Source organism: Nioella sp. MMSF_3534, from assembly GCF_030732985.1.
In the GTDB taxonomy this organism is placed as follows: Bacteria; Pseudomonadota; Alphaproteobacteria; order Rhodobacterales; family Rhodobacteraceae; genus Nioella.
In genome coordinates this window covers 65,969-88,877 of record NZ_JASHJX010000002.1, presented here as the reverse complement: position 1 = coordinate 88,877, position 22,909 = coordinate 65,969, and the positions used below count along the sequence as shown (strand labels likewise).

The following is a 22,909-nucleotide window of genomic DNA, read 5'->3' as shown; positions in this document are numbered from 1 at the left end:
GGTGGCGACAAGACCTCGCACCCTCTGGTCATTCTGTTCAGGTCCGCTAATTTTTTGACCGTGACAATTCGTTCGGCACCATTCCGGTTCTTCAGTCGCTATAGTGCCGCCAGCCAAGCTAGAGGAGCTACTCAATGATCCGCAAATTGACACTCGCCGCAGCGCTTCTTTCCGCGCCCATGGCTTTCGCTGACAGCCACGGTGCTGGCCCGTCCGGGGATGCAGAGGCCGGTGAAAACCTGTTTAACCGCAACTGCGTTTCCTGCCATGTCGTGCGTGACGCGGATGATAACGTGCTGGCGGGCCGCAATGGCCGCACGGGCCCTAACCTGTATGGTATCGTGGGCGCAGTGGCAGGAAGCGTCGAGGGTTTCCGGTACTCTTCTCTGATGGAAGCGGCCCATGCGGCCGAGATCACCTGGGACGAGGCCAGCTTCGCCGCCTATATTCCGAACGCCACGGCCTTCCTGACCGAAGCTACGGGCGAACGTGGCCGGTCTACCATGACCCCGCAGCGCGTTGATGAAGAAGGCGCGATAGATATCTACGCCTTCCTCGCGCAGTTTGGTGAGATGATGGAAGATGAAGCGTCTGACTGATCAACTCATGTCAGAGAAGCAAGAAGGGCGGCCCGTTGGGACCGCCCTTTGTTTTTGGAGCTTGGCAGAGATCAGTCCAGCGACCGCTCGACCTCCTCCCGCTCGAAGATCTCGATGACATCGCCCTTACGCACATCGTCGTAGTTCTCAAACGCCATACCGCATTCCTGACCGGACTGGACTTCCTTGACCTCGTCCTTGAAGCGCTTGAGCGTTTTCAGCGTGCCTTCGTGGATCACCACGTTGTCGCGCAGCAGGCGCACCCCGGCAGACCGGCGGGCAACGCCTTCGGTCACCAGACAGCCAGCCACGTTGCCGACACCGGATACGCGGAAGGTGTCCTTGATCTCGGCATACCCGATGAAGTTCTCGCGCACTTCGGCAGAGAGCAAGCCAGAGGCCGCTTTCTTCACGTCGTCCACAAGGTCGTAGATCACCGAGTAATAGCGGATTTCCACACCCTTCTGGTTCGCAGCGTTGCGTGCGGGCGCGTTGGCCCGGACGTTGAAGCCGATCACCGGTGCACCGGACGCTTCGGCAAGGCCGATATCGGATTCGGTGATCGCACCCACGCCGGAATGCAGGATGCGCACGCGCACTTCCTCGTTGCCCACCTTTTCCAGCGCCTGAGCGATGGCTTCGGCAGAGCCCTGCACATCGGCCTTCACCAGAACCGGCAGTTCCGCCACGTTCTGATCCGCCTTGGCCTTGGCCATCAGCTGATCGAGCGTGGTGGCCGCACCGGCGGCGGCGCGACGGTCCTTGGCGGCCTGTTCACGGTAGTCGGCGATTTCACGGGCCTGCGCCTCGGTATCGACCACGTTCAGAACATCACCCGCTTCGGGCGTGCCATTGAGGCCCAGAACCTCGACCGGAACCGAAGGCCCGGCCTCTTTCACACGGTCGCCCTTGTCGTTGATCAGCGCGCGGACTTTACCCCACTGCTCACCCACAACGAAGATATCACCCTGCTTGAGCGTGCCGTTCTGAACCAGAACGGTAGCCACGGGGCCGCGACCCACATCGAGCTGCGCTTCGATGACAGCACCAGAGGCAGCCCGGTCAGGGTTGGCCTTAAGCTCGAGGATTTCCGCCTGCAGCGCGATGGCGTCCAGCAGTTCATCAAGCCCCTGACCGGTATGGGCCGACACTTCAACGTCCTGAACCTCGCCCGACATCTGTTCCACGACAACCTCGTGTTGCAGCAGGTCGGTACGCACCTTCATCGGGTCGGCGGCCGGTTTGTCGATCTTGTTGATCGCCACGATCATCGGAACCCCGGCGGCCTTGGCGTGATTGATCGCCTCGACCGTCTGCGGCATCACCGCATCGTCAGCGGCCACGACCAGAACCACGATATCCGTCACCTGCGCACCACGAGCCCGCATCGAGGTAAACGCGGCGTGGCCGGGCGTATCGAGGAAGGTCAGCAGCTGGCCGCCGTCGGTCGTCACCTGGTAGGCACCGATATGCTGGGTGATCCCGCCCGCTTCACCGGCAACCACCTTGGCGTTGCGGATCGCATCCAGAAGCGAGGTCTTGCCGTGGTCCACGTGGCCCATGATGGTGATGACCGGGGCACGGGGCTTCAGGTCTTCCGGATTGTCCTCGACCGTGTCGATCACGTCTTCGACGTCGGAATCGGATACGCGCACCATGCGGTGGCCGAATTCCTCGACGATCAGTTCCGCGGTGTCCTGGTCGATCGACTGGTTCTGCGTGACCATCATGCCCATTTTCATGAGCTCTTTCACCACATCGGCCACCCGCTCGGCCATGCGGTTCGCCAGTTCCGAAACCACGATGGCCTCGGGCACCTGCACGTCACGCACGATCTTTTCGCGTTCCTGGTGGCCGCCCATGGCCTTCTGCCGTGCGCGTTCCTGCTTGCGTTTCATGGCGGCCATGGATCGTTGCCGCCCGCCTTCGCCACCGGTCAGCGCCTGGTTAACGGTCAGCTTGCCGGACCGGCGGCCATCGCGTTCGCCACCTTTTCCGCGCCCGCCTTTATCGTCGCGGTCCTTGTTGTCCCGCTTGGCCGGGGTCGGCGCGCCGGTCTTGGTTGGCACGGGCCGCGCGGTGCGGTCTTCCTTGGCGCCGGCGGGTGCATCCGCAGCCGGTGAGGCAGCGGGTGCAGCACGTTCAGCGGCGCGGCGTTCCTCTTCCTCGCGCTTGCGGCGCTCGTCTTCTTCGGCCTTGGCCTTCAGCGCCTCTTCGCGCTCGCGTTCTTCGCGTTCCTTGGCCTCGATCTCGGCCTTGCGACGCGCGCGTTCTTCCTCGCGTTCGCGCTCTTCGCGTTCGCGGCGCTCAGCTTCTTCGGACTCGCGGGCCTTGGCGGCCTGCAAGGCTTTCAGCCGGCGCTCCATCTCTGCGTCGGAAACACCCGAAGGCCGACGCGGCGCATCGGACTGCCCGGACGAGGATGAGCCCGGCTTGGGCACCACAACGCGTTTGCGTTTGGTTTCCACCACCACACTCTTTGTCCGCCCACGCGAAAAGCTCTGGTTCACGCGGCCCGAGCGGGCGCCGCCAGAAAGTCCGAGGGGTTTTTTACCGTCTTGATCGCTCATACGTCTTTCGTATCCTTCCCGGCGATATGTTCGCCGTATGTGCCGCGCAGGCCTCGCAGCTTCGAGGCCTCCTCTACTACACGTCGTTCGAGTCCGCCAGCCGCAAGCGCGCCATGTATCACATGTTGGCGCCCGAATGCCAAACCCAATTCATCTGCCGTCAAACAGCCGAAAAATCGGCCCCCTTCGGGCGTCCAGAGTTTCGATTTTCCCCGTTCCGAGCCGTCAGAGGCCTGGAACAGAACGCGGGCATGACCATCCGCCAGCCAGCCTTTTACTTTTTCAAACCCGGCCACCGCCTTGCCGGACTTCCGCGCCAGCGAGATCAGCTCGATCACACGGCGCGCCAGCAGGGTTTCGACCTGTTCCGCCAGATCGGCGGGAACCGTCACTTGCTGCTTTGCCCCACGGGCGAACAGGTTCTTCTTGACGGCCAGCGCCAGCGCAGCCGGATCGGCCGAAACCCAGATGCCCCGACCGGGCAACCGCTCTGCGACATCCGGGACAATCACGTCGCCCGGACCCACGACAAAGCGGATCAACCCGGCCTTCGGCTGGGTTTCTCCGGTGGCGATGCAGCGCCGTTCGGCCTCATCGCGCGATTTGGTTCGACCGCCCCGTGTCATGGGCTGCATCCCCGAGACCTGCGATCAGGCCTCGGACTCCTCTTCTGCTGCTTCGGCTGCCGCCGCTTCCGCTTCGGCTGCGGCTTGCGCTTCCAGTTCCTCGATGGTGACCCAGCCCAGTTGCAGGCGCGCGGTCATCACCATGTTCTGAGCTTCCTCGAGGCTCACGTCGAACTGTTCCAGAAGGCCGTCATCCTTGACGCGCTGACCGTCCACGGTGGTCCAGCCGCCCGCCAGTTCCCAATCGGCGCAGGTTGCGAAATCTTCCAGCGTTTTCACATCGTCTTCGCCAAGGGCCACCAGCATCTGGGGTGTCAGACCTTCGAAATCAATAAGGCTCTGTTCCACACCCAGTTCACGGGCCTGTTCCAGCGCCTTGCGGTTCTGCTCTTCCAGATAGTCGCGGGCACGGGCCTGCAACTCGTTCGCGGTGTCCTCGTCGACGCCTTCGATGACCAGCAGTTCATCCAGCTCCACATAGGCGACTTCTTCCAGCGAGGTGAAGCCTTCGGAGACCAGCAGCTGCGCGAAGAATTCGTCCAGGTCGAGGCTGTCCATGAAGACCTGCGTCCGCTCGGCGAATTCGGCCTGGCGACGGGCGCTTTCTTCTTCCTCGGTCAGAATGTCGATATCCAGCCCCGTCAGCTGAGAGGCCAGCCGCACGTTCTGACCGCGGCGGCCAATGGCCAGCGACAGCTGATCATCGGGAACCACGACCTCGATCTTGCCGGCGTCTTCATCCAGAACAACCTTGGACACTTCCGCAGGTTGCAGCGCGTTTACAAGGAAGGTCGGCTGATCGTCATTCCACGGGATGATGTCGATCTTTTCGCCCTGGAGTTCGTTCACGACGGCCTGAACCCGGCTGCCGCGCATACCGACGCAGGCCCCGACGGGGTCAATCGAGTTGTCATAGGAAATGACAGCGATCTTGGCACGCGAACCTGGGTCACGGGCGACGGCCTTGATCTCGATGATGCCGTCATAGATTTCCGGCACTTCCATCTTGAACAGCTCGGCCATGAACTCCGGCGCGGTACGGCTGAGGAAAATCTGCGGCCCGCGCGGTTCGCGGCGCACATCCTTGATGAAGACGCGGATCCGGTCATTCGGGCGATAGCTCTCGCGGCCGATCTTTTCATTCCGGCGCAGAACCGCTTCGCCACGGCCGATATCGACGATGACGTTGCCATATTCCTCGCGCTTGACCTGACCGTTGATGATCGTGCCCTTGCGGTCCTTGAATTCTTCGTACTGGCGATCCCGCTCGGCCTCGCGCACCTTTTGCAGGATCACCTGCTTGGCGCTTTGCGCGGCGATCCGGCCCATCTCGACCGGGGGAACCTCGTCGATGATCTCGTCGCCGATCTCTGCGTCTTCCTTGAAGGCGCGGGCGTCGCGGACGGTCAGTTCGGTGAAGTGGTTCTCTACCTCTTCAACCACGGTACGCACGCGGGTGAAGGTGGCCTTGCCGGTCCGGCGGTCGATGTGCACACGGATATCCAGCTCGGACCCGTAGCGCGACTTGGCGGCACGGGCGAGCGATTCTTCCATCGCCTCGACCACCAGACCGGGGTCGATCATCTTCTCGCGGGCAACGGCCTCGGCGGTTTGCAGAAGCTCCAGCTGGTTTGCACTGGTGATTGCCATGGGTCAGTCCTCCGCCTTTCCAGGCTCTTCGGTTTCAATCTCGTCGAATTGGGATTCGTCGATGGTGCCCGCCGCCTTGCGCTGGCGCAGCATTTCAGTGATCAGGTCGTCGGTCAGGACCAGCTTGGCGTCCGTCAGCCAGTCGAACTCCAGCCCGATGGTGACGGGGTCGCCCTTTTCATCCACCAGGTTGATCAGCACTTCGTCGCCGTCGATCCCGGCAAGCTCGCCCTTGAAGCGGCGCCGCCCGTCGATCAGTTCAGCGGTTTCCAGCTTGGCCTCATAGCCTTGCCAGGTGTCGAAATCCTTTAGCCGGGTCAGCGGCCGGTCGATCCCGGGGCTGGACACTTCCAGCGTGTAGTTGTCTTCAATCGGGTCTTCGACATCCAGAAGGGCGCTGACCGCGGTTGAGATCTCGGCGCATTGATCGACCTCGATCCCGCCCTCGGGACGTTCGGCCATGATCTGCAGCGTCATGGTCTTTCCGCTCATCAGGCGGATGCGCACCAGTTCGAACCCCATCCCTTCGATCAAGGGGGTCAGGATATCGGCCAGGCGGCGATCCATAGCGGTTTTGGCAATCAGGTCTGACATGGGTCCAAACACAAAAAAACGGGCGCGCGGCCCGTTGATATTTCCCGGTGGAGCGTCGGGGGTAGAGGCCGACGCGCCGCTGTTGAAGGGGATATAGGACGAATCAGCGCCGGGCGCAAGTCATCCGCAGAAGGCCTGCGTAATCATACCGTCCGCGTCCACGAAAACGTTGAACCGCCAGGGCCAGTAATCCATCGTCCCGGCCATGCGCTCGGCGGAAAAGACGCGAGGCGACAGATCATACTGTCCGGTGATCTCGATCGGATGGCCGATAAGGCTTTCCACCTCCGTCAATGCGCAATTGTTGTCGACAATCACCGGGGTGCGGACAACCGGGTCACAGCCTTCTGTGGCGGTACACACGGCGACTGAGCCAGAAACTGGGATGACAGGGCCCAATTCCCAGCTTGGTCCTGCATGGGAAGAGTTTACCGTGCCTTCCATGGCCGCCTGGCAGCGGCTGCCCGTGTTGCAATGAGGTTGGATGATGGTGTTGGCCATCGCGGCGTTGCCGATCATCTGGGTCACGGTGGCGAGGAATGCGATGGTGAGAATAGAGTTTTTCATCTTGGAATGTGCTTTCATGAAAGGGATGTCTGCGCCTATCCGCAGAACACGCGGAAAACTGTTTGATCCAGGTGAATTTCAAAATTCAGGCGGTCAGCGATGTGGTTGAAATTTCTCACCTGACCGAACTGGAGAATCCGAGCCCCGTGCGTTGCCCCGGCCGTGTGGGCATAGGATAGGGGCTGCCCAACCAGATGCTGATACAGGTTCGCACCACACATGCGGGAGGTGTCGTGAACGGGGAAGCCACCAGATGCTTCATAGGGGTTCGGATGTGTCAGGCCCGTTTCCGTGCCCGGAAAATAGGTGGCAGAGATCCCTTGGGCAAACGTCGGGGCTGCGCCGACAAACAGGATGGCGAGGGTCGTGGCAAGGCGTTTCATCCGCAATAGACCCGTTCGATGATGTCGTTTTCGTCAACGGCGATGTTCATACGATCGGCGATGTAGATCATCGTGGTCATCATGCCGGGGCGCAGGACGCGGGCCATGTTGGCCTCTGCCATCAGATCCGCAACAATAGCGGGCTGGCCGATCAGGGACTGATAGCGCGACGCGCCGCAGCTGTCGGCAAGGTTCAGCTCTGCCAGGGCGGGGGTCGTGGTCGCGGCCAGGGCGGCAATCAGGGCGAAATGTTTCATTGGTATGTCTCCTTGTCTATAGGTGTATAATCGACACTTACAAGGGGAGAGTCAAGCCATATGTGTTATCGGCACACTTTTGCAAAAATGACGGACGCCTTTCCTCTTCCATTGAATCCCGAGCGGCTTTGTCACAGGGTCAGATCAACACGATGAAACCGGGAGGAAGATTGATGCGCACCCGTGCAGCTGTTGCTTTGGAGGCTGGGAAGCCTCTGGAGGTTATGGAGGTGAACCTCGAGGGCCCGAAGGCGGGCGAGGTTCTGGTGGAGATCAAGGCGACGGGGATCTGTCATACGGATGAGTTCACGCTCTCTGGCGCGGATCCCGAGGGGATGTTCCCGGCCATTCTGGGCCATGAGGGCGCGGGCGTGGTGCTGGAGGTGGGCCCCGGTGTGAAAAGCCTCAAACCCGGCGATCATGTGATCCCGCTCTACACGCCCGAATGCCGCGAATGCGAGTATTGCCTCTCCGGCAAGACCAACCTCTGCCAGGCCATTCGCGTCACGCAAGGCCAGGGTCTGATGCCCGACGGGACCAGCCGGTTTTCCATGCTCGATGGCACGCCGATCCTGCATTACATGGGTTGTTCGACCTTCTCGAACCACACCGTCCTGCCCGAGATCGCGCTGGCCAAAGTGCGCCCCGACGCGCCTTTCGACAAGATCTGCTATATAGGCTGCGGCGTGACCACGGGGATCGGTGCGGTGATCAACACCGCCAAGGTCGAGATCGGCGCGCGGGCGGTGGTCTTTGGCCTGGGCGGCATCGGGCTGAATGTGATCCAGGGGCTCAGGCTCGCTGGCGCCGACCAGATCGTCGGCGTCGACCTCAACCCCGACAAGGTGGAGATGGCCAAGCGGTTCGGCATGACCGATTTCGTCAACCCCAAAGAGGTCGAAGGCAGCATCGTCAACCACCTGGTGGAGCTGACCGGCGGCGGCGCGGATTATTCCTTCGACGCGACCGGCAACGTGCAGGTGATGCGCGACGCGCTGGAATGCGCCCATAAGGGCTGGGGCGAGTCGATCATCATCGGCGTGGCGCCCGCGGGGGCCGAGATCTCCACCCGGCCCTTCCAGCTGGTCACCGGCCGCGTCTGGCGCGGCACGGCCTTTGGCGGCGCAAGGGGCCGGACGGACGTGCCCAAGATCGTCGACTGGTACATGGACGGCAAGATCGAGATCGACCCGATGATCACCCACACGCTTTCCCTCGACGACATCAACAAGGGCTTCGACCTGATGCATGCAGGCGAGTCGATCCGGTCCGTCGTCGTGTACTAAACGTGCTATAGTAACGTCAGGGCCGGTTCCCTTCGGGGGATCGGCTGGTTTCAGGAAAGGAGTTTTCCAGATGAAGACCATGGCTCTTATTTCCGGGCTTGGCATCCTGTTGGCGGCGGGCATGGCGCAGGCCGAAGGCTGGACGGTGTCCGACCTCGGGTCCGTCGATGAACGGGCCGAATGCATGCGCCTGGCCGAAGCCACGATCGACGCCTACCGCGCGACCTATGGCGGTGATGGTTTCACCGGGCGCAGCGAATGGACCATCGGCGGCTATGACCTGCGGGGCGAGGTTGTGGATGCGCTGATCATCTGCCCGATCGAGGCGGGAATCGCGGCGCCGTTCCTCATCGTCTTCAACACCGATTCCGACAATGACGCGCGCGAAACCGTGGCCGACCGGCTGAACGAGATCTGGGATCAGCAGGTGGCGGGCACCTACGCACCGCCGACACCGGGCAAATAGGCACGCCGCGCCCTCCCGTTCAGACATGGAGGATCTGTCATGGAACCCGAAGGCCTGGGATTTCTGTCTGGCCTCGTGACCGCCCTTGGCGGTTTGGTGGGGGCCACTGACACGGCCCCGCAGCCCGGAGGCGCGGTGATTGAACTGCGCGTGTCAGGGCAGGAATTTATCGTCCCGCCCGAACACATCCTTGCGGTATTGGCCAGTGTGAATGACATAACGCAAATGCCCCAGCTGGAGCTGAGTTTCGACGCCAGCGGCGCCACCCTGTTTGCGGAAATCACCGCTGCCCATATCGGGCAGGAGATGGATCTGGTGGTCTGCGACCAGGTGCTGATGTCGCCCGTGATACAAGAGCCGATCACAGGCGGGCAGATCGTGATCACCGGTAACTTCACCGTGGACGAAACGACGCTTCTGGCCAGTCAGATTTCCGGAAGCACCCCTTGCGACACTTCCGAGGCAACCAAATGACCCACCGTTCAAGGCGTTGAATGCTGCCGTCGCCCTCGACTTCCCGATCCGGGGGCGTCATCCTGTTTGCAACAGGGCCACACCGGCCCGGCCGAAAAGGACAGGTCCGTGACCCAAACCAAAATCCCCCTGCTGGCCGTTCTGGTCGATGCGGACAATACCTCGCCCAAGCATGCCAAGGCGATCTTCGATGAAATCGCCCGGTTCGGAGAGGCCAGCGTGCGCCGCATCTACGGGGATTTCTCGTCTCAGCAGATGGCAGGCTGGAACCGGGTACAGGCGGAGCACGGGCTGGTGCCCTTCCATCAGCCTGCCAATACCGTTGGAAAGAACGCCAGCGATATCGCCCTTGTGATCGACGCGATGGACCTGCTGCATACCGCGCGTTTCGACGGCTTCGTTTTGGTCAGTTCCGACAGTGATTTCACCCGGCTTGCCAGCCGTATCCGGGAACAGGGGCTGGAGGTCTATGGCATCGGTCAGAAGAAGACCCCAGATGCGTTCCGCCAGGCCTGCAAGCGGTTCATCTTCATCGAGAACATCGAAGGCGAGACGACCAAGCCCGCCGATGGCGCAGCCAAGCCGGCCGCCAAGCTGACCGAGGTGCGTGACCTGATCTACCGGGCGATGGATTCGATTGATCAGGACAGCGACTGGTTCAACCTTGGTACGCTTGGCCAGCAGATTCAGGCCGCGAACCCCGATTTCGACACGCGCAGCTATGGCAAGAAGAAGCTGTCCGATATCGTGGCGGATGTAAAAACGCTGGAAACCCGGCGGGCTGAGAACAACCAGCTGTTCGTGCGACGCGTGGACTGATCAGGCGCGGCGGTAGCGCGCGAGGAAGGTCGCCACCGTTTCCCGTGCAATTCGATCCATCTTATCGGGTGAATCATCGGTCTCGACATTGAGGATCCGGCGCAGCAGCATGTCGGCCCGGCAAAGCTGCAGGAACTGGTCGGCGGCCATGTAGGGATCGTCGATCTTCAGCTCCTGCGCCACCTTCTCGCTGCCCAGATAGCTGGCGATTTGGTCCAGCACCTGTTTGGGGCCACTGTCATAGAAGGCGCGGCCCAATTCAGGGAAGCGGTTCGATTCGGCCACACAGACCCGGAACACCTGGATGGAAAAGTCAGACATCAGGAAGTTCAGGAACGAACGCGCGATGGAATAGAGCGCCTCTGGCACCGGGCGTTGCAGGATTTCGATCCCCATGGCCTGCTCGGACTGCATCTGACACTGAGAGGTCAGAACCGCCATGAACAGAGCCTGTTTATCAGGGAAATAGCTATAAAGCGTCGCCTTGGACACGCCTGCATCGCGCGCAATCTGGTCGACGCTGGCGCCTTCGAACCCTTCGCGCAGAAACACCTCTCTCGCCCCGGCGATGACCTGATCGAATTTCCGGCCTTTCTTGAGCGGTACGCTGATGTTCATGCTGCCTCCTGCTGACATTGGTACAATAGACTGACCAGTTTAGTTCATCAAGCAAAGCAGGCGCTGGACAGGGTATGAATGTTGCCCTAGCGATGCCCACATGATCGAGATCTTTCTCAAGACCCTGCCCTTCTTCGCGTTGATCGCGCTTGGCTTCCAATCGGGACGCACCGGCTTCTTTACGGCAGAGGCGACGGCCTACCTGACGAAATTCGTCTTCTACTTCGCCCTGTCCGCCATGCTGTTCCGGTTTGCCGCCAACCTGTCGATATCCGAGATCTTCGACTGGTGGTTCGTCGCCGCCTATCTGTGGGGCTGCGGGGTGGTTTACCTGCTGGCCACGGCGGTCGCGTTCTTTCGAGGGGTCGGCATACAGGAAGCGGCGGTTGAGGCACAGTGCTCGGTCATCGGCAATACGGGCTTTCTGGGCGTGCCGATGCTGGTGGTGCTTCTGGGCGAAAACGCAGCCGGCCCGGTCCTGATGATCCTGGCCATGGATCTCATCGTCTTTTCCAGCCTGATCACCATCCTGATCACAGGGTCACGCGACGGGCGCATGTCCGTTGCCATTCTCGGCACGGTCGGCAAGGGGTTGTTGAAAAACCCGATGATTGTCTCGATCGCGCTTGGCCTGATCTGGTCGGGCCTGTCGCTGCCCATTCCCGAAGTTGCCAATGAATTCCTCGGCATCCTCGGGGCCGCTGCAACCCCCGGTGCGCTGTTCGCCATCGGGGCCTCGCTGGCAGGCAAATCGGCGGAACGGATGTCGGTCGCCGGGTGGCTCAGCTTTTGCAAACTGGTGCTGCACCCCGGCGCGGTCGCCATTGCGGCGCTGTGGCTGTTCCCGGTCGCGGCCTTTGACGCGGCGGTGATGATTTCGGCGGCGGCCTTGCCCGTCGCGGGCAATGTCTACATCCTTGCGCAACACTATGGCGTCGCGCCGCAGCGCGTTTCGGCGGCAATCCTTATCTCGACCGCGATATCCATCGTCACGGTCTCTCTCGTCATCGCCTGGGTCACACCGCTGCTCTAGCCGCTTGCTGCATCGCCCCTCCCGCGTTACGCCTTGGCGAAAGCTTTTGCGGAGGACGACCCATGGAAACGATTTCAGAAAACCGGTGTTTCGGCGGCACCCAAGGCGTTTATCGCCACGCCTCCAGCGCGACCGGCACCGACATGACCTTTGGCCTGTTCCTGCCCGCAGAGGCAGAGGACGCCCCGGTTCCGGTGTTGTGGTATCTGTCGGGTCTGACCTGCACCCATGAAAACGCGATGGTGAAGGCGGGCGCACAGCTTTGGGCCGCCGAGCAGGGCATCGCTCTGATCTTCCCCGATACGTCCCCGCGCGGCGAAGGTGTGCCGAATGATGACGCCTACGATCTGGGGCAGGGCGCCGGGTTCTACGTGAACGCCACGCAAGACCCGTGGGCCGAGCATTTCCAGATGTGGGATTACATCACCGAGGATCTGCCAAACCTCGTCTTCGATCGCTTCGCGCTGGATGCCAGCCGTCAGGGCATCACCGGTCATTCCATGGGCGGCCACGGCGCACTGACCATCGCCATGAGCTTCCCCGACCGCTTCGCCAGCGTTTCGGCCTTTTCACCCATCTGCAACCCGATGGAAAGCGACTGGGGTCGCAAACAGCTTGGGGCCTATCTGGGCGACAACACCGCCCTGTGGGAAGCGCATGACGCCACGATGCTGATGCGGGCCAAGGGCTTTCCCGGCCCGGTCCTGATCGACATGGGCACCGCCGACCAGTTCGGCGACCTGCTGAAGACCGAAGCATTGGCCGAGGCCATGACCGCCCGTCGCCAGCCCGGAACCATCCGCATGCAGCCCGGCTATGACCATTCCTATTTCTTTGTCTCGACCTTCATCGAAGATCACATCAGCTTCCACGCCGAAGCGCTTTACGGCGTCAGTGCATGAGCGTCGAGGCGGTCGTTTTCGATATCGGGAACGTCCTGATCGAATGGGCGCCGGAACGGCTCTATGACAGGCTTTTCGGCGAAGATCGGCGGCGAGAGCTTTTCGCCGCCGTCGATCTGGAGGGCATGAACCTCGGTATCGACAAGGGCAATCCATTCCAACAGTCCGTCTATGCGTTGGCGGATAAAAATCCCTTGTTCAGAGACGAAATCAGGCTCTGGCATGACCGTTGGCTGGACATGGCCAGCCCCGCCATCCCCCATAGTGTGCACCTGCTTCGCAAGCTGCGCGCCAAGGGCATCCCCGTCTTTGCCCTGTCCAATTTCGGTCGGGAAACATTCGATGCCGCCTGTGCAGAGTATGAATTCCTGACCGAGTTCGACCGGTCCTATATCTCGGCCCACCATGGGCTGATCAAACCGGACCCTGCGTTTTATGCCGTGTTAGAGACTGATTCCGGTCTTTCCGGTGCGTCGCTTCTGTTTACCGACGACCGTGCAGAGAATATCGACGCCGCCCAAGCACGCGGCTGGCACACGCATCTGTTCGAAGGGCCGGAAGGATGGGCAAGGACGCTCATCGCTCATGGCCTGCTGACCGAGAAGGAGACCCGCCCATGAGCATCGACATCATCGGACCCGAGGCAGAGGCGCATCTGACATGGCAGGGCCTGATGGATGCCCTGCGCGCGGGGCACCGGCTGCCCAAGGCCGAGATCGGCGATACGCTGCTCTATCGTGGGGACGACACGCTGCTGTCGCGCGCGGCCTGGATCGACGGGGTTGGATCGGCGGTGAAAACCGCCAACATCTTCCCCGGCAATCCCGGCAATGGCAAACCGCTGATCCTTGGGGCGGTGAATGTCTATTCCGACGAGGATGGCGGGTTGCTGGCATTGGTGGACTTTGAACTGGTCACAAAGTGGAAGACGGCGGGCGGCAGCCTGCTTGGCGCGGCACAACTGGCCCGGAAGGATAGTGAAACGATTCTGATCGTTGGCGCGGGCGCTGTTGGCCATTCTCTGCGCGAAGCCTATGGCGCGCTGTTCCCCGATGCCCGCTTCCAGATCTGGAATCGCACCCTCGCCAAGGCCGAGGCCTTCGCCGAAGAATACCCGGGAACCGAGGTCGCCCCCGATCTGGAAACCGCCGTGCGCGGGGCCGATATCGTGACCTCCGCCACTATGGTGACGGACCCCATTCTGAACGGCGACTGGTTTCAGCCCGGCCAGCATATCGACATCATCGGGGCCTATCGCCCGGATATGCGCGAAGTGAACGACGCGGCGATCCTGCGTAGCGCGATCCACGTGGACAGCCGCGACACCACGATCGGCCATATCGGTGAGATTCAGGACCCGATTGACCGGGGGTTGATCACGAAGGAAGATATCCTCTCGGACTTCTACGATCTGGAGGCTGGCAAAATGACCCGTCGCAGCGACGGTGAAATCACGCTCTTCAAGAACGGTGGCGGCGCGCATCTCGACCTGATGACAAGCCGCTACATCCTCGACGCATGGCAATCCCGCTGATCGCAGGCGCTGCGGCGCTGGCCCATGGTGGCAGCTATCTGGGCGCGCGCCTGAACCGGCGGCGGGTCGACGACCTGCGCAGCCACATGCCTGGACGGTTGGTATCGCTGTCCCAGGGTCTCACCCATGCCGAATGGCACGGGCCGGAGGGTGGCCCGGTTCTGGTCTGCGTGCATGGTCTGTCCACGCCCTCCTTTGTCTGGGGGCCGCTGCTGCCGCATCTGACCGGGCTAGGCTATAGGGTGCTGACCTATGACCTTTACGGCCGCGGTTATTCCGACCGTCCGCCAGGGCGTCAGAATGCGGATTTCTTCCTGCGGCAGCTGCAGGATCTGCTGGATGCGGAGGGGGTGAGCGGCCCGTTCACCCTGATGGGCTATTCCATGGGCGGGGCGATTTCAGCGGCGTTCACGGCGGCCCGTGCTGAGAGAGTCTCTCGCCTGATCCTGCTCGCTCCGGCAGGTCTGGGCCACGCGCTCGGGCGGTTCTCCGACATCGTGGCCAAAAGCCCGCTGGTCGGCGACTGGATGATGGAGGTTCTTGGCACCCGCAAGCTGCGCGGGGGTTATGGCGAGGGCGACGGCGCGGACCCGGTGGCCGATGCGATCACCAACCGCGCGCTGGACGAACTGGCCGTCGAGGGCACCCTGCGGGCCATCCTGTCCGCACAGCGCGGCATCCTGTCGGATGATCAGTCAGCGCTACACACAGGCATTGCGGCGGTGGAAACTCCCGTTCTGGCGATCTGGGGTGCGGAGGATACCGTCATTCCGATCACCTGCCGGGACCGGTTGGAGACGCTCAACCCCTCTGCCCGGCAGATCACCCTGATTGAAGCCGATCACCGACTGACCTATACCCATGCGGAACAGGTGGCCGAGGCCATCGGCCCCGCCTAAGCCACCGCCGCTCGGTCGTTCAGGGGCTTTTCGTTGATCGGCAGGTGAACCACTGCCGACAGCGCCCCGACCCCCACGCCGATCCACCAGACGGCGCTGTAGTCGCCGTAGAGGTCATACATCCAGCCGCCCAAGACCACGCCCAGAAACCCGCCCAACTGGTGGCTGAAGAAGACGATTCCGTAAAGCGTGCCCATGTAGCGCAGCCCGTAGAGATAAGCGATCAGCCCGCTGGTCAGCGGCACGGTGGCAAGCCACAGAGAGCCCATGACGACGGAGAATACGACGACAGTCAGCGGCGTGATCGGGAACAGGATGAACATCGCCGCCGCGATGGTGCGGCCCGTGTAGATCAGCGCCAGCAGGTATTTCTTGGGAAACTTCGTGCCGAGCCAGCCCGCCGTGATGGTGCCAACGACATTCGCCAACCCGATGAGAGAAATGGCAACCGCCCCGAGGGTCGAGGTCGAGGTGATCCCGATACTGTGCAGCATCGAGCCGGGCACGATCGGCCCGCACATTTCCGTCACCAATGCCGGGAAATGGGCGGTGATGAAGGCCAGTTGATACCCGCAGGAGAAAAAGCCAACGAAGATCAGCGTGAAGGACGGGTCCTTGAACGCCTTCTTCAGGATCTGGCCCATGCTTTCCTCGATCTCTGCCTTGCTGGCCATGGGCGGGGCCTTCAGCAAGGGCAGCACAAGCACGGTCAGAAGGATGATCCCGGCGAAGATCAGGAAGACCATCTGCCAGCTCATCATGCCAAGCAGGGCCTCGGCAAAAGGCGCCCCCACGATCTGCCCGGCGGACCCCGCGGCAGTCACGATTCCAAGGGAAATCGACCTGTTCTCATCCGAAGTGGCCCGGCCCACAATGGCCAGGATGACGCCGAAACCGGTCCCCGCAATGCCGAATCCTACGAGGATTTCCAGCAGTTGGTGCTGAATGGGTAGGGTCGCGCCCGCCGACAGGACCAGCCCGATGGCGTACACCAGGGCCCCCAGGATCAGCGCCTTGCGATCCCCGAACCGTTCCGCGATGGCCCCGAAGATCGGCTGCCCGATACCCCATGCCAGGTTCTGGATGGCGATGGCCATACTGAACTCTGCCCGCGGCCAGCCGAATTCCTCGGCAATGGGGATCTGAAACACGCCGAAGCTGGCCCTGACGGCAAAAGACAGCAGGATGATCAGGCATCCGCCGATCAGGACGGGCGTGACGAGGGGGGATTTCTGGGGCATGGCAAGGGTCCAAAGTCGCGTCCGGTGACAGTGGGTCAGCACTCCTGCCCTGTCAAATCAGAAATCTTGATCCGCCACGTCAGTTTTTGTGTGGATCACCGGCGCGGCTTCGCGCTACCAACCTGATATGTCTCAGCATCTTCAAGCCATCTACGACACCCGCGTGGCCGAGGGCCTGTTACGCCCCGATCCGGCGCAACGAGAGGTTCTTCTGCTTCTGGAAGACCTGCGCGAAAAGCTGGAGGAGCGGCCCGCCAAGCCTACAGGGTTCCTGGGCAGGTTCTTCAAGCCAGCGGTGCCGGACGGAACACGCGGGCTTTACCTTTGGGGCGGGGTCGGGCGCGGGAAGTCCATGCTGATGGACCTGTTCCATGCCCATGCCGGGGTGTCGCGCAAACGGCGCGTGCATTTCCACGCCTTCATGCAAGAGATTCAGTCCGGTCTGCATGAGGCGCGCAAATCCGGGGCCGAGGATGCGCTGAAACCGGTGGCAGAGGCGGTGATCCGCGACGTGGACCTTCTGTGTTTCGATGAAATGCAGATCACCGACATTGCCGATGCGATGATCGTCGGGCGGCTGTTCCAGATGCTGTTCGATGCAGGGGTGGTGGTGGTGACCACCTCGAACCGCCCGCCGGAAGGTCTCTACAAGGACGGTTTGAACCGGCAGTTGTTCCTGCCCTTCATCGACATTCTGAACGACAAGCTGGAAGTTCATGAAATCGCCAGCCTGACCGACTACCGCCAGCACCGCCTGGCCGGGGAACGCACCTATTTCGCCCCGGCCAACGCACAGTCCCGCCGGGCCATCGACGAAATCTGGCGCGATCTGACCGGCGGCAAAAGCGAAGAGCTGGTGCTGGAGGTCAAAGGCCGAGAGGTGCATCTGCCCCGCTACTGGGCTGGTATGGCGCGGGCGGAGTTCTGGGATCTTTGCGGGCAGGCGCTTGGACCGGCCGATTATCTGGCGCTGGCCGGGGCGGTAAAGCTGCTGGTGCTGGAAAACGTGCCGCGTCTGGACAGTTCGAAATTCAATGAAGCCAAGCGGTTCGTGACCCTTGTTGATGCTCTCTATGAAGCAAGGACGCGGGTGATCATATCGGCAGAGGAAGAGCCGGAAAGGCTCTATCTCGAAGGGTCTGGCAGTTTCGAATTCGAACGCACCGCATCGCGATTGAGAGAAATGCAAAGCGCTGATTGGGCCACGGAGTAGAGCCAAAACCCCTTAGTTAGAGACTGTTTTTACGTTACTCCGGGGCTGGCTGGTCCCGCAGCGCCTCGGCATGAGCCTCGACAAGTTTCAATGCGGCAGCCCTTCGGGTTTCGTCAAATCGTGTGCTCAGACCGGAAACTGCCAAGACACCCATCAACTGCCCATCCGCCGAAAAGACCGGTGTTGCAACAGATGAGATATTGGGGTTGCGCCCACCCGCCAGATTGACAGATCCGGCCGGGGTGAACTCCAACGCATGGGGCACCGGTTCCCCGGCGCAGCGGCGTAGCACCATGGCGACAGACCCGCGATCCATCGGCAGGCGCATCCCCTCTTCCAGATGATAGCGGATCAGGTTGGGCGAGTTTTCGCGGTAAAGGCAGACACGATCCTCACCCGCACGCACATAGAACGACGCGGTTTCCCCGGTCTTCTCCACCAGGTCGCGCAGCACCGGCCGGATCGTGGCGCCATTCTGGTAATCCTGCCGGAACAAGAGCCCCAACCGCCAGACGGATGCACCGATACCATAACGCCCATCTGCGTCACGGGTCAGGAAGCCATAGAGCTGCATGGAATTGGCCTGCCGCAGCACCGTGCTTTTGTGCAGCCCGGTCTCCTCGGCCAGTTCCGCCAGGCTCATCCGCCGCCGCTGGCTGGAAAAGGCTGACAGGATCGACATGGCCTTCTCGACCGATTCGATGCGCGTGTTGGCCATTTGAGCCCCTGAACCGTTGAGATGCCTAGATCTTGCGCCACTGCTTGGGGCTGTCCAGTCGAAACGTGCTGGAAAAGATGCAAATGACTCGCAACTGCATTGACTTCTTGCAAATCATTCTCATTATTATTCTGACATCATCAAAAAGGTGCAGCAATGCTGACCCGCCTGACAACGGCATTCTCAATCTTCCTGACCTCCGCCACGATGGCAGCGGCGCAACTGACCGTTGTCGCCACGACCGGCATGATCGCCGATACAACCCGCCAGATCGGCGGGGATCACGTAGAGGTGCAGGCGTTGATGGGGCCGGGCGTTGACCCGCATGCCTATCGCCAGACTCGCAGCGATATCGTCGCCATGACCCGCGCCGATCTGGTGCTGTGGCATGGGCTCTATCTCGAAGCGCAGATGGAAGAGTTTTTCGAAGATCTGTCCCGCCGCCGCACCGTTATCGCCGTGGCCGAGGGATTGCCGCGCGACCTGCTGCTGGCACATGAGGATTATGACAACCGCTTTGACCCGCATGTGTGGATGGTGCCAGACCTGTGGCAGACCGTGGCGCAAACCATCCGTGATGCCCTGATCTCTGCCGATCCCGGAAATGCCGACGCCTATTCCTCTAATGCAGAGACGTTTTTGGCCGGGTTAGAGACTGTTTCTGCCTATTCCACCGATGCTCTGGCGACCGTGCCGCAGGATCAGCGCGTGTTGTTGACCGCCCATGATGCCTTCAACTATTTCGGCAATGCCTACGGGTTCGAGGTTCTGGGGATTCAGGGTATTTCAACCGAAAGCGAGGCAGGTCTCGCCCGGATCGCAGACCTTGTGGATCTGCTGGTGACCCGCAATATCCGTGCTGTCTTCGTCGAAAGCTCCGTCTCTGACCGGAATATCCGGGCATTGATCGAAGGTGCGGCGTCCCGAGGACACGAGGTGCATATCGGAGGAGAGCTCTTTTCCGATGCCATGGGGGAACCAGGCAGCTACGAAGGCACCTATATCGGAATGATCGACCACAACGTGACCACCATCACCCGGTCGCTCGGCGGCTCCGCCCCGGAACGCGGGATGACCGGTCAGCTTTCCGCGGGTATGTGATGACACGGATTGCACTGGCCAGCACGAACGGACAGACCATGACGGGTGCCGCCCCCGAAACCGCCCCGATGTCGATCCGGGGCATGACCGTGTCCTATGGGCAGAAGCCTGTGGTCTTTTCCGTTGATGCCACCTTCCCCGAAGGCTCCATGACCGCGATCATCGGGCCGAACGGGGCCGGAAAATCGACCCTGTTAAAGGCATCTTTGGGCATCTTGCGGCCCCTGTCCGGTATCGTCAGCGTCTTTGGCCGCCCCCTGAACAGCCAACGCCACCGCATCGCCTATGTCCCGCAGCGCGCCAGCGTCGATTGGGATTTCCCGACAACGGTTCTGGATGTGGTTCTGATGGGCTTGTCGCGCGAACTTGGCCTGCTGCGCCTTGTGCGGCCCCGCCACCGCGCCCGTGCGCTGGATTGTCTGAGCCGTGTGGGCATGGCCGAATTTGCGGATCGGCAGATCGGACAGCTGTCCGGCGGACAGCAACAGCGCGTGTTTCTCGCCCGCGCGCTGGCCCAGGGGGCGGACCTCTACCTGCTGGACGAACCCTTTGCGGGCGTTGATGCCGCTACGGAAAAGGCGATCATCGCCGTGCTGAAGACGTTGAAGGCAGAGGGCAAGACGGTTGTGTCCGTGCATCACGACCTGTCCACTGTGACCGACTATTTCGACCGCGTCCTGATCCTGAACACCAGCAAGATCGCTGAAGGCCCTGTTGCGGATGCCTTCACCGAGACCAATCTGCAAGCCGCCTATGGCGGTCGGCTGGCAACCGCGCAGGTCGCGGGCATTCCGGTCGCGGGGTAAGACATGCTGTGGCAGGCGCTGACCCTTCAGCTTGGCTACAACGCCACGCTTGTTGCCATTGGCGCGACCCTGTTGGGGTTTGCCGCCGGGGTGACGGGAACCTTCCTGTTCCTGCGCCGCAGGTCGCTGGTCTCCGACGCCATCAGCCACGCAACGCTGCCCGGAGTGGGGCTGGCCTTCATCGTGATGGTGGCGCTTGGCGGGGACGGCCGGAACCTGGCGGGGCTACTGGCCGGGTCGGCGGTGACAGCCGCCCTTGGCCTTCTGGCCGTGCAATGGCTGACGCGCCGCACAAGGCTGGCCGAGGACAGCGCGATTGGCGCGGTGCTGTCGGTGTTCTTCGGGTTCGGAGTCGTGCTGCTGACCGTGATCCAGACGATGGAATCCGGGCGTCAGGCGGGGTTGGACAGCTTGCTGCTTGGTTCCACCGCCGGAATGCTCCGCTCTGACGCGCTTCTGATCGCGGCCGGAGGGGCGCTGACCCTGATCCTGACGCTGATCCTGCGGCGACCGATGATCATGGTGGCCTTCGACGAGGACTACGCCGCCGCGCGGGGGCTGAACATTCGGCAGGTCGATCTTGCGACAATGGGGCTGGTCATGGCCGTGACCGTCGTCGGGCTGAAAGTCGTCGGGCTGATCCTGATTGTGGCGCTTCTGATCATTCCCCCCGTCACCGCGCGGTTCTGGACGGACAGGACCGAAAGGGTCTGGCTTCTGTCCGGTCTCATCGGCGGGGCGTCGGGCTTTGTCGGCGCGGCCATCTCGGCCTCTGCCCCGGCACTACCAACCGGCCCGATCATCGTGCTGACCGGGTTCACAGTCTTCGCCCTGTCGCTGTTCCTGGCCCCCAATCGCGGCGTTCTGGCCGCTGTTCTGCGCCACATCGCGTTTCAGCGACGGGTCCATCTGCGTCAGGGGCTGCTGGCATTGGCGCATGGTCAGCCGATCTATGAACGCTACACTGTTCGTCTTCTGCACCGTGCGGGCCTGTCGCGTCCCGATGGCGTGGCGACCGAGGCCGGACGCGCCCGCGCCGCCAAGGCCCTGCTGGACGAAAAACGGTGGGAGATCCTGCGCGCCATGCCCGATCACGAGGCCGCAGCGGCGCTTTATGACGGGATGCGACCGATCGAAACCGTCGTGACTCGAGACCAATTGGCTGAAATAGACACGCATCTGGCCGCGCCGCAGGAGGTCCCGGCATGAGCGGCGCAGAGTTCGTTCCCCTTAGCCTGACACCCATCCTGATCGGTGTGTTCGCGGCGATTGCCTGCGCGCTTCCGGGCAATTTCCTGGTGCTGCGGCGGCAGGCCCTGATCGGAGATGCGATTTCCCACGTGGTCTTGCCCGGCATCGTCGTGGCCTTCCTGATCACCGGAACGGTGACGGCCTGGCCGATGATGATCGGCGCCGCTGCCGCCGCCCTGCTGGCCGTGCTGCTGATCGAGGCCATTCGACGGCTCGGAGGGATCGAGCCGGGGGCCGCCATGGGCGTGGTGTTCACGACGATGTTCGCGGGCGGTGTGCTGCTGTTGGAGAGGTCGGACACCTCCACCGTTCACCTCGATGTGGAACATGCGCTGATGGGCAATCTGGAAAGCCTGATCTGGCTGGATGCGTTCGGGTGGGGTTCGTTGCTGGATCCGGTGGCGCTGGCCGGGTTGCCGCCCGAGCTTTTTCGCATGGGGTTGTCCATGATTGGCGTGGTTGCGTTTGTCTGGCTGTTCTGGAGACCCCTGAAAATTTCCACGTTTGATGAGGGCTTTGCGCAGGTCATGGGGATGCGGACCAACCTGATCGGCATGTCGCTTGTGGCGGTGTCCGCACTGGCTGCCGTGGCGGCGTTCGATGCTGTTGGGTCGATCATCGTGATCGCGATGTTCATCTGCCCACCTGCCGCGGCGCGGTTGATGACCAACCGACTTGGGGCGCAAGTGGGGTGGAGCGTGGTTTTTGCCGCGCTGTCCGCCGTGCTTGGCTATGTGCTGGCAGGCTACGGGCCGCTTTGGCTGGGCGCACGAGACTCGGTCAGCGCTGCGGGGATGATCGCAACCGTGTCGGGGATCATTCTTGGGCTTGCGGCCCTGTTCGGCCCCGCACGAGGAGGCGCGCGGGGCTAAGGGTCAGGCCCGGACCGTTGGGACGGGGTGCCGGGCAATTCGAGAGCCTACAACCATGGCACGTGGAACCGGTCCGCGAGCAATAGGACCATCGCCCAGAAACGCGTCGGAGAAGCGGATCAGCGCCTCGGGATCGGTGTCTTGCGATACACCGCAGAAGACACGAAATCCCCTGTTATAGAGACTATATACAACACCACATTTCCTCCCGCAGTCGCCACTGAGTTGCCCATGTCCGGTCATCTCGAAATCCTCCTGGATCGTGCCTTCGCCAGCCCGCAGGGCGGCCCCGAGCTGACGGGCGAGCCTGAGGCCGGCGGCACAGGGCTGGCCGGTCTTGGGGCATGTGGTGCAGCTATAGGAATAGCCGTCTTCGGTGATGATCATCGCGCCCTCCGCGCTTTGGATCAGACGGGTCGGGAGGGCTGTG

General features: G+C 62.1%; 26 protein-coding genes. 15 read left to right on the top strand and 11 right to left on the bottom strand.

The genetic code is table 11. The features are described 5' to 3' along the window. Positions 1–134: 134 nt before the first annotated feature. The gene (locus RBB16_RS01290; protein WP_306044403.1) at positions 135–599 is read left to right on the top strand and encodes a cytochrome c family protein; all 465 of its coding nucleotides are present in this window, start codon (positions 135–137) and stop codon (positions 597–599) included. Between the two features lie 71 nt (positions 600–670). On the opposite strand, the gene infB is transcribed toward RBB16_RS01290, so the two are convergent. The 7 genes from infB to RBB16_RS01255 form a co-directional block, all read right to left on the bottom strand. After that, positions 671–3,169: a translation initiation factor IF-2 gene (gene infB, locus RBB16_RS01285; RefSeq protein WP_306044402.1), complete on the bottom strand. Its 2,499-nt coding sequence runs from the start codon at positions 3,167–3,169 to the stop codon at positions 671–673. Then, positions 3,166–3,795 (bottom strand): RNA-binding protein, encoded by a 630-nt coding sequence (locus tag RBB16_RS01280; RefSeq protein WP_306044401.1) that lies wholly within the window; start codon positions 3,793–3,795, stop codon positions 3,166–3,168. Before RBB16_RS01280 ends, infB begins: the two co-directional genes overlap by 4 nt. Positions 3,796–3,819: 24 nt before the next feature. Then, positions 3,820–5,445, bottom strand: a complete 1,626-nt coding sequence (gene nusA / locus RBB16_RS01275) for a transcription termination factor NusA (RefSeq protein ID WP_071691680.1) — start codon at positions 5,443–5,445, stop codon at positions 3,820–3,822. Between the two features lie 3 nt (positions 5,446–5,448). After that, the gene (rimP, locus tag RBB16_RS01270) at positions 5,449–6,039 is read right to left on the bottom strand and encodes a ribosome maturation factor RimP (RefSeq protein ID WP_306044400.1); all 591 of its coding nucleotides are present in this window, start codon (positions 6,037–6,039) and stop codon (positions 5,449–5,451) included. Between the two features lie 120 nt (positions 6,040–6,159). Beyond that, positions 6,160–6,606, bottom strand: coding sequence for a hypothetical protein (locus tag RBB16_RS01265; RefSeq protein WP_306044399.1), 447 nt, complete (start codon positions 6,604–6,606; stop codon positions 6,160–6,162). A 35-nt stretch (positions 6,607–6,641) separates the two neighbouring features. After that, positions 6,642–6,989 (bottom strand): I78 family peptidase inhibitor, encoded by a 348-nt coding sequence (locus RBB16_RS01260; RefSeq protein WP_306044397.1) that lies wholly within the window; start codon positions 6,987–6,989, stop codon positions 6,642–6,644. Continuing rightward, positions 6,986–7,246 (bottom strand): I78 family peptidase inhibitor, encoded by a 261-nt coding sequence (locus RBB16_RS01255; protein ID WP_306044396.1) that lies wholly within the window; start codon positions 7,244–7,246, stop codon positions 6,986–6,988. Before RBB16_RS01255 ends, RBB16_RS01260 begins: the two co-directional genes overlap by 4 nt. Positions 7,247–7,419: 173 nt before the next feature. Between RBB16_RS01255 and RBB16_RS01250 the strand changes: the two genes are divergently transcribed. From RBB16_RS01250 to RBB16_RS01235, 4 genes are all read left to right on the top strand, one after another. Continuing rightward, complete coding sequence (locus tag RBB16_RS01250) at positions 7,420–8,532, top strand: S-(hydroxymethyl)glutathione dehydrogenase/class III alcohol dehydrogenase (protein WP_306044395.1); 1,113 nt, start codon at positions 7,420–7,422, stop codon at positions 8,530–8,532. Between the two features lie 70 nt (positions 8,533–8,602). Beyond that, positions 8,603–8,998, top strand: coding sequence for a hypothetical protein (locus RBB16_RS01245; protein WP_306044394.1), 396 nt, complete (start codon positions 8,603–8,605; stop codon positions 8,996–8,998). Positions 8,999–9,037: 39 nt separating this feature from the next. Beyond that, a complete protein-coding gene (locus RBB16_RS01240; RefSeq protein ID WP_306044392.1) occupies positions 9,038–9,472 on the top strand; it encodes a hypothetical protein in 435 nt (144 codons plus the stop codon). Between the two features lie 108 nt (positions 9,473–9,580). Beyond that, the gene (locus tag RBB16_RS01235) at positions 9,581–10,291 is read left to right on the top strand and encodes an NYN domain-containing protein (RefSeq protein WP_306044390.1); all 711 of its coding nucleotides are present in this window, start codon (positions 9,581–9,583) and stop codon (positions 10,289–10,291) included. On the opposite strand, the gene RBB16_RS01230 is transcribed toward RBB16_RS01235, so the two are convergent. Next, the gene (locus RBB16_RS01230) at positions 10,292–10,909 is read right to left on the bottom strand and encodes a TetR/AcrR family transcriptional regulator (RefSeq protein ID WP_306044389.1); all 618 of its coding nucleotides are present in this window, start codon (positions 10,907–10,909) and stop codon (positions 10,292–10,294) included. A 100-nt stretch (positions 10,910–11,009) separates the two neighbouring features. On the opposite strand from RBB16_RS01230, the gene RBB16_RS01225 reads away from it, so the two are divergent. The 5 genes from RBB16_RS01225 (at position 11,010) to RBB16_RS01205 (ending at position 15,277) form a co-directional block, all read left to right on the top strand. Next, on the top strand, positions 11,010–11,942 hold the full coding sequence (locus RBB16_RS01225; RefSeq protein WP_306044388.1) for an AEC family transporter: 933 nt from the start codon (positions 11,010–11,012) through the stop codon (positions 11,940–11,942). Between the two features lie 62 nt (positions 11,943–12,004). Beyond that, on the top strand, positions 12,005–12,844 hold the full coding sequence (gene fghA / locus RBB16_RS01220) for an S-formylglutathione hydrolase (protein WP_306044386.1): 840 nt from the start codon (positions 12,005–12,007) through the stop codon (positions 12,842–12,844). After that, on the top strand, positions 12,841–13,464 hold the full coding sequence (locus RBB16_RS01215) for an HAD family phosphatase (protein ID WP_306044384.1): 624 nt from the start codon (positions 12,841–12,843) through the stop codon (positions 13,462–13,464). Before fghA ends, RBB16_RS01215 begins: the two co-directional genes overlap by 4 nt. Further along, positions 13,461–14,378, top strand: coding sequence for an ornithine cyclodeaminase family protein (locus RBB16_RS01210; RefSeq protein ID WP_306044383.1), 918 nt, complete (start codon positions 13,461–13,463; stop codon positions 14,376–14,378). The genes RBB16_RS01215 and RBB16_RS01210 overlap by 4 nt, the downstream gene beginning before the upstream one ends. Further along, the gene (locus tag RBB16_RS01205; RefSeq protein WP_306044382.1) at positions 14,363–15,277 is read left to right on the top strand and encodes an alpha/beta fold hydrolase; all 915 of its coding nucleotides are present in this window, start codon (positions 14,363–14,365) and stop codon (positions 15,275–15,277) included. The genes RBB16_RS01210 and RBB16_RS01205 overlap by 16 nt, the downstream gene beginning before the upstream one ends. On the opposite strand, the gene RBB16_RS01200 is transcribed toward RBB16_RS01205, so the two are convergent. Further along, positions 15,274–16,518, bottom strand: a complete 1,245-nt coding sequence (locus RBB16_RS01200) for an MFS transporter (protein ID WP_306044381.1) — start codon at positions 16,516–16,518, stop codon at positions 15,274–15,276. The two genes, RBB16_RS01205 and RBB16_RS01200, sit on opposite strands and share 4 nt — an antisense overlap. 127 nt (positions 16,519–16,645) lie before the next feature. On the opposite strand from RBB16_RS01200, the gene zapE reads away from it, so the two are divergent. Continuing rightward, complete coding sequence (gene zapE, locus RBB16_RS01195) at positions 16,646–17,731, top strand: cell division protein ZapE (RefSeq protein ID WP_306044380.1); 1,086 nt, start codon at positions 16,646–16,648, stop codon at positions 17,729–17,731. A gap of 34 nt (positions 17,732–17,765) precedes the next feature. Here the strand turns inward: zapE and RBB16_RS01190 are convergent, their stop codons facing one another. After that, on the bottom strand, positions 17,766–18,449 hold the full coding sequence (locus RBB16_RS01190; RefSeq protein WP_306044379.1) for an IclR family transcriptional regulator: 684 nt from the start codon (positions 18,447–18,449) through the stop codon (positions 17,766–17,768). A gap of 156 nt (positions 18,450–18,605) precedes the next feature. On the opposite strand from RBB16_RS01190, the gene RBB16_RS01185 reads away from it, so the two are divergent. The 4 genes from RBB16_RS01185 to RBB16_RS01170 are packed head-to-tail and all read left to right on the top strand — an operon-like array spanning position 18,606 to position 22,479. Beyond that, positions 18,606–19,550 (top strand): metal ABC transporter solute-binding protein, Zn/Mn family, encoded by a 945-nt coding sequence (locus RBB16_RS01185; protein ID WP_371931198.1) that lies wholly within the window; start codon positions 18,606–18,608, stop codon positions 19,548–19,550. 38 nt (positions 19,551–19,588) lie between these two features. Continuing rightward, positions 19,589–20,356, top strand: a complete 768-nt coding sequence (locus RBB16_RS01180; protein ID WP_371931201.1) for a metal ABC transporter ATP-binding protein — start codon at positions 19,589–19,591, stop codon at positions 20,354–20,356. A 3-nt stretch (positions 20,357–20,359) separates the two neighbouring features. Continuing rightward, positions 20,360–21,565: a metal ABC transporter permease gene (locus RBB16_RS01175; RefSeq protein WP_306044377.1), complete on the top strand. Its 1,206-nt coding sequence runs from the start codon at positions 20,360–20,362 to the stop codon at positions 21,563–21,565. Then, on the top strand, positions 21,562–22,479 hold the full coding sequence (locus tag RBB16_RS01170; protein ID WP_306044376.1) for a metal ABC transporter permease: 918 nt from the start codon (positions 21,562–21,564) through the stop codon (positions 22,477–22,479). Before RBB16_RS01175 ends, RBB16_RS01170 begins: the two co-directional genes overlap by 4 nt. Positions 22,480–22,482: 3 nt before the next feature. Here RBB16_RS01170 and RBB16_RS01165 read toward each other — a convergent pair whose 3' ends face one another. Beyond that, entirely contained in the window at positions 22,483–22,866 is a 384-nt protein-coding gene (locus RBB16_RS01165) for a hypothetical protein (protein WP_306044375.1), read from the bottom strand. Positions 22,867–22,909: the final 43 nt, after the last annotated feature.

Excerpts from the sequence above, each read along its gene's own strand:
- RBB16_RS01240 (WP_306044392.1), top strand. The coding sequence starts at position 9,038 with ATGGAACCCGAAGGCCTGGGATTTCTGTCTGGCCTCGTGACCGCCCTT.
- fghA (WP_306044386.1), top strand. The coding sequence starts at position 12,005 with ATGGAAACGATTTCAGAAAACCGGTGTTTCGGCGGCACCCAAGGCGTT.
- RBB16_RS01190 (WP_306044379.1), bottom strand. The coding sequence starts at position 18,449 with ATGGCCAACACGCGCATCGAATCGGTCGAGAAGGCCATGTCGATCCTG.
- RBB16_RS01210 (WP_306044383.1), top strand. The coding sequence starts at position 13,461 with ATGAGCATCGACATCATCGGACCCGAGGCAGAGGCGCATCTGACATGG.
- zapE (WP_306044380.1), top strand. The coding sequence starts at position 16,646 with ATGTCTCAGCATCTTCAAGCCATCTACGACACCCGCGTGGCCGAGGGC.
- RBB16_RS01245 (WP_306044394.1), top strand. The coding sequence starts at position 8,603 with ATGAAGACCATGGCTCTTATTTCCGGGCTTGGCATCCTGTTGGCGGCG.
- RBB16_RS01205 (WP_306044382.1), top strand. The coding sequence starts at position 14,363 with ATGGCAATCCCGCTGATCGCAGGCGCTGCGGCGCTGGCCCATGGTGGC.
- RBB16_RS01170 (WP_306044376.1), top strand. The coding sequence starts at position 21,562 with ATGAGCGGCGCAGAGTTCGTTCCCCTTAGCCTGACACCCATCCTGATC.
- RBB16_RS01290 (WP_306044403.1), top strand. The coding sequence starts at position 135 with ATGATCCGCAAATTGACACTCGCCGCAGCGCTTCTTTCCGCGCCCATG.
- RBB16_RS01185 (WP_371931198.1), top strand. The coding sequence starts at position 18,606 with ATGCTGACCCGCCTGACAACGGCATTCTCAATCTTCCTGACCTCCGCC.
- RBB16_RS01225 (WP_306044388.1), top strand. The coding sequence starts at position 11,010 with ATGATCGAGATCTTTCTCAAGACCCTGCCCTTCTTCGCGTTGATCGCG.
- RBB16_RS01215 (WP_306044384.1), top strand. The coding sequence starts at position 12,841 with ATGAGCGTCGAGGCGGTCGTTTTCGATATCGGGAACGTCCTGATCGAA.
- RBB16_RS01260 (WP_306044397.1), bottom strand. The coding sequence starts at position 6,989 with ATGAAACGCCTTGCCACGACCCTCGCCATCCTGTTTGTCGGCGCAGCC.
- RBB16_RS01180 (WP_371931201.1), top strand. The coding sequence starts at position 19,589 with ATGACGGGTGCCGCCCCCGAAACCGCCCCGATGTCGATCCGGGGCATG.
- RBB16_RS01165 (WP_306044375.1), bottom strand. The coding sequence starts at position 22,866 with ATGATCATCACCGAAGACGGCTATTCCTATAGCTGCACCACATGCCCC.
- infB (WP_306044402.1), bottom strand. The coding sequence starts at position 3,169 with ATGAGCGATCAAGACGGTAAAAAACCCCTCGGACTTTCTGGCGGCGCC.
- RBB16_RS01200 (WP_306044381.1), bottom strand. The coding sequence starts at position 16,518 with ATGCCCCAGAAATCCCCCCTCGTCACGCCCGTCCTGATCGGCGGATGC.
- RBB16_RS01280 (WP_306044401.1), bottom strand. The coding sequence starts at position 3,795 with ATGACACGGGGCGGTCGAACCAAATCGCGCGATGAGGCCGAACGGCGC.
- rimP (WP_306044400.1), bottom strand. The coding sequence starts at position 6,039 with ATGTCAGACCTGATTGCCAAAACCGCTATGGATCGCCGCCTGGCCGAT.
- RBB16_RS01250 (WP_306044395.1), top strand. The coding sequence starts at position 7,420 with ATGCGCACCCGTGCAGCTGTTGCTTTGGAGGCTGGGAAGCCTCTGGAG.
- RBB16_RS01230 (WP_306044389.1), bottom strand. The coding sequence starts at position 10,909 with ATGAACATCAGCGTACCGCTCAAGAAAGGCCGGAAATTCGATCAGGTC.
- RBB16_RS01255 (WP_306044396.1), bottom strand. The coding sequence starts at position 7,246 with ATGAAACATTTCGCCCTGATTGCCGCCCTGGCCGCGACCACGACCCCC.
- RBB16_RS01265 (WP_306044399.1), bottom strand. The coding sequence starts at position 6,606 with ATGAAAAACTCTATTCTCACCATCGCATTCCTCGCCACCGTGACCCAG.
- RBB16_RS01175 (WP_306044377.1), top strand. The coding sequence starts at position 20,360 with ATGCTGTGGCAGGCGCTGACCCTTCAGCTTGGCTACAACGCCACGCTT.
- nusA (WP_071691680.1), bottom strand. The coding sequence starts at position 5,445 with ATGGCAATCACCAGTGCAAACCAGCTGGAGCTTCTGCAAACCGCCGAG.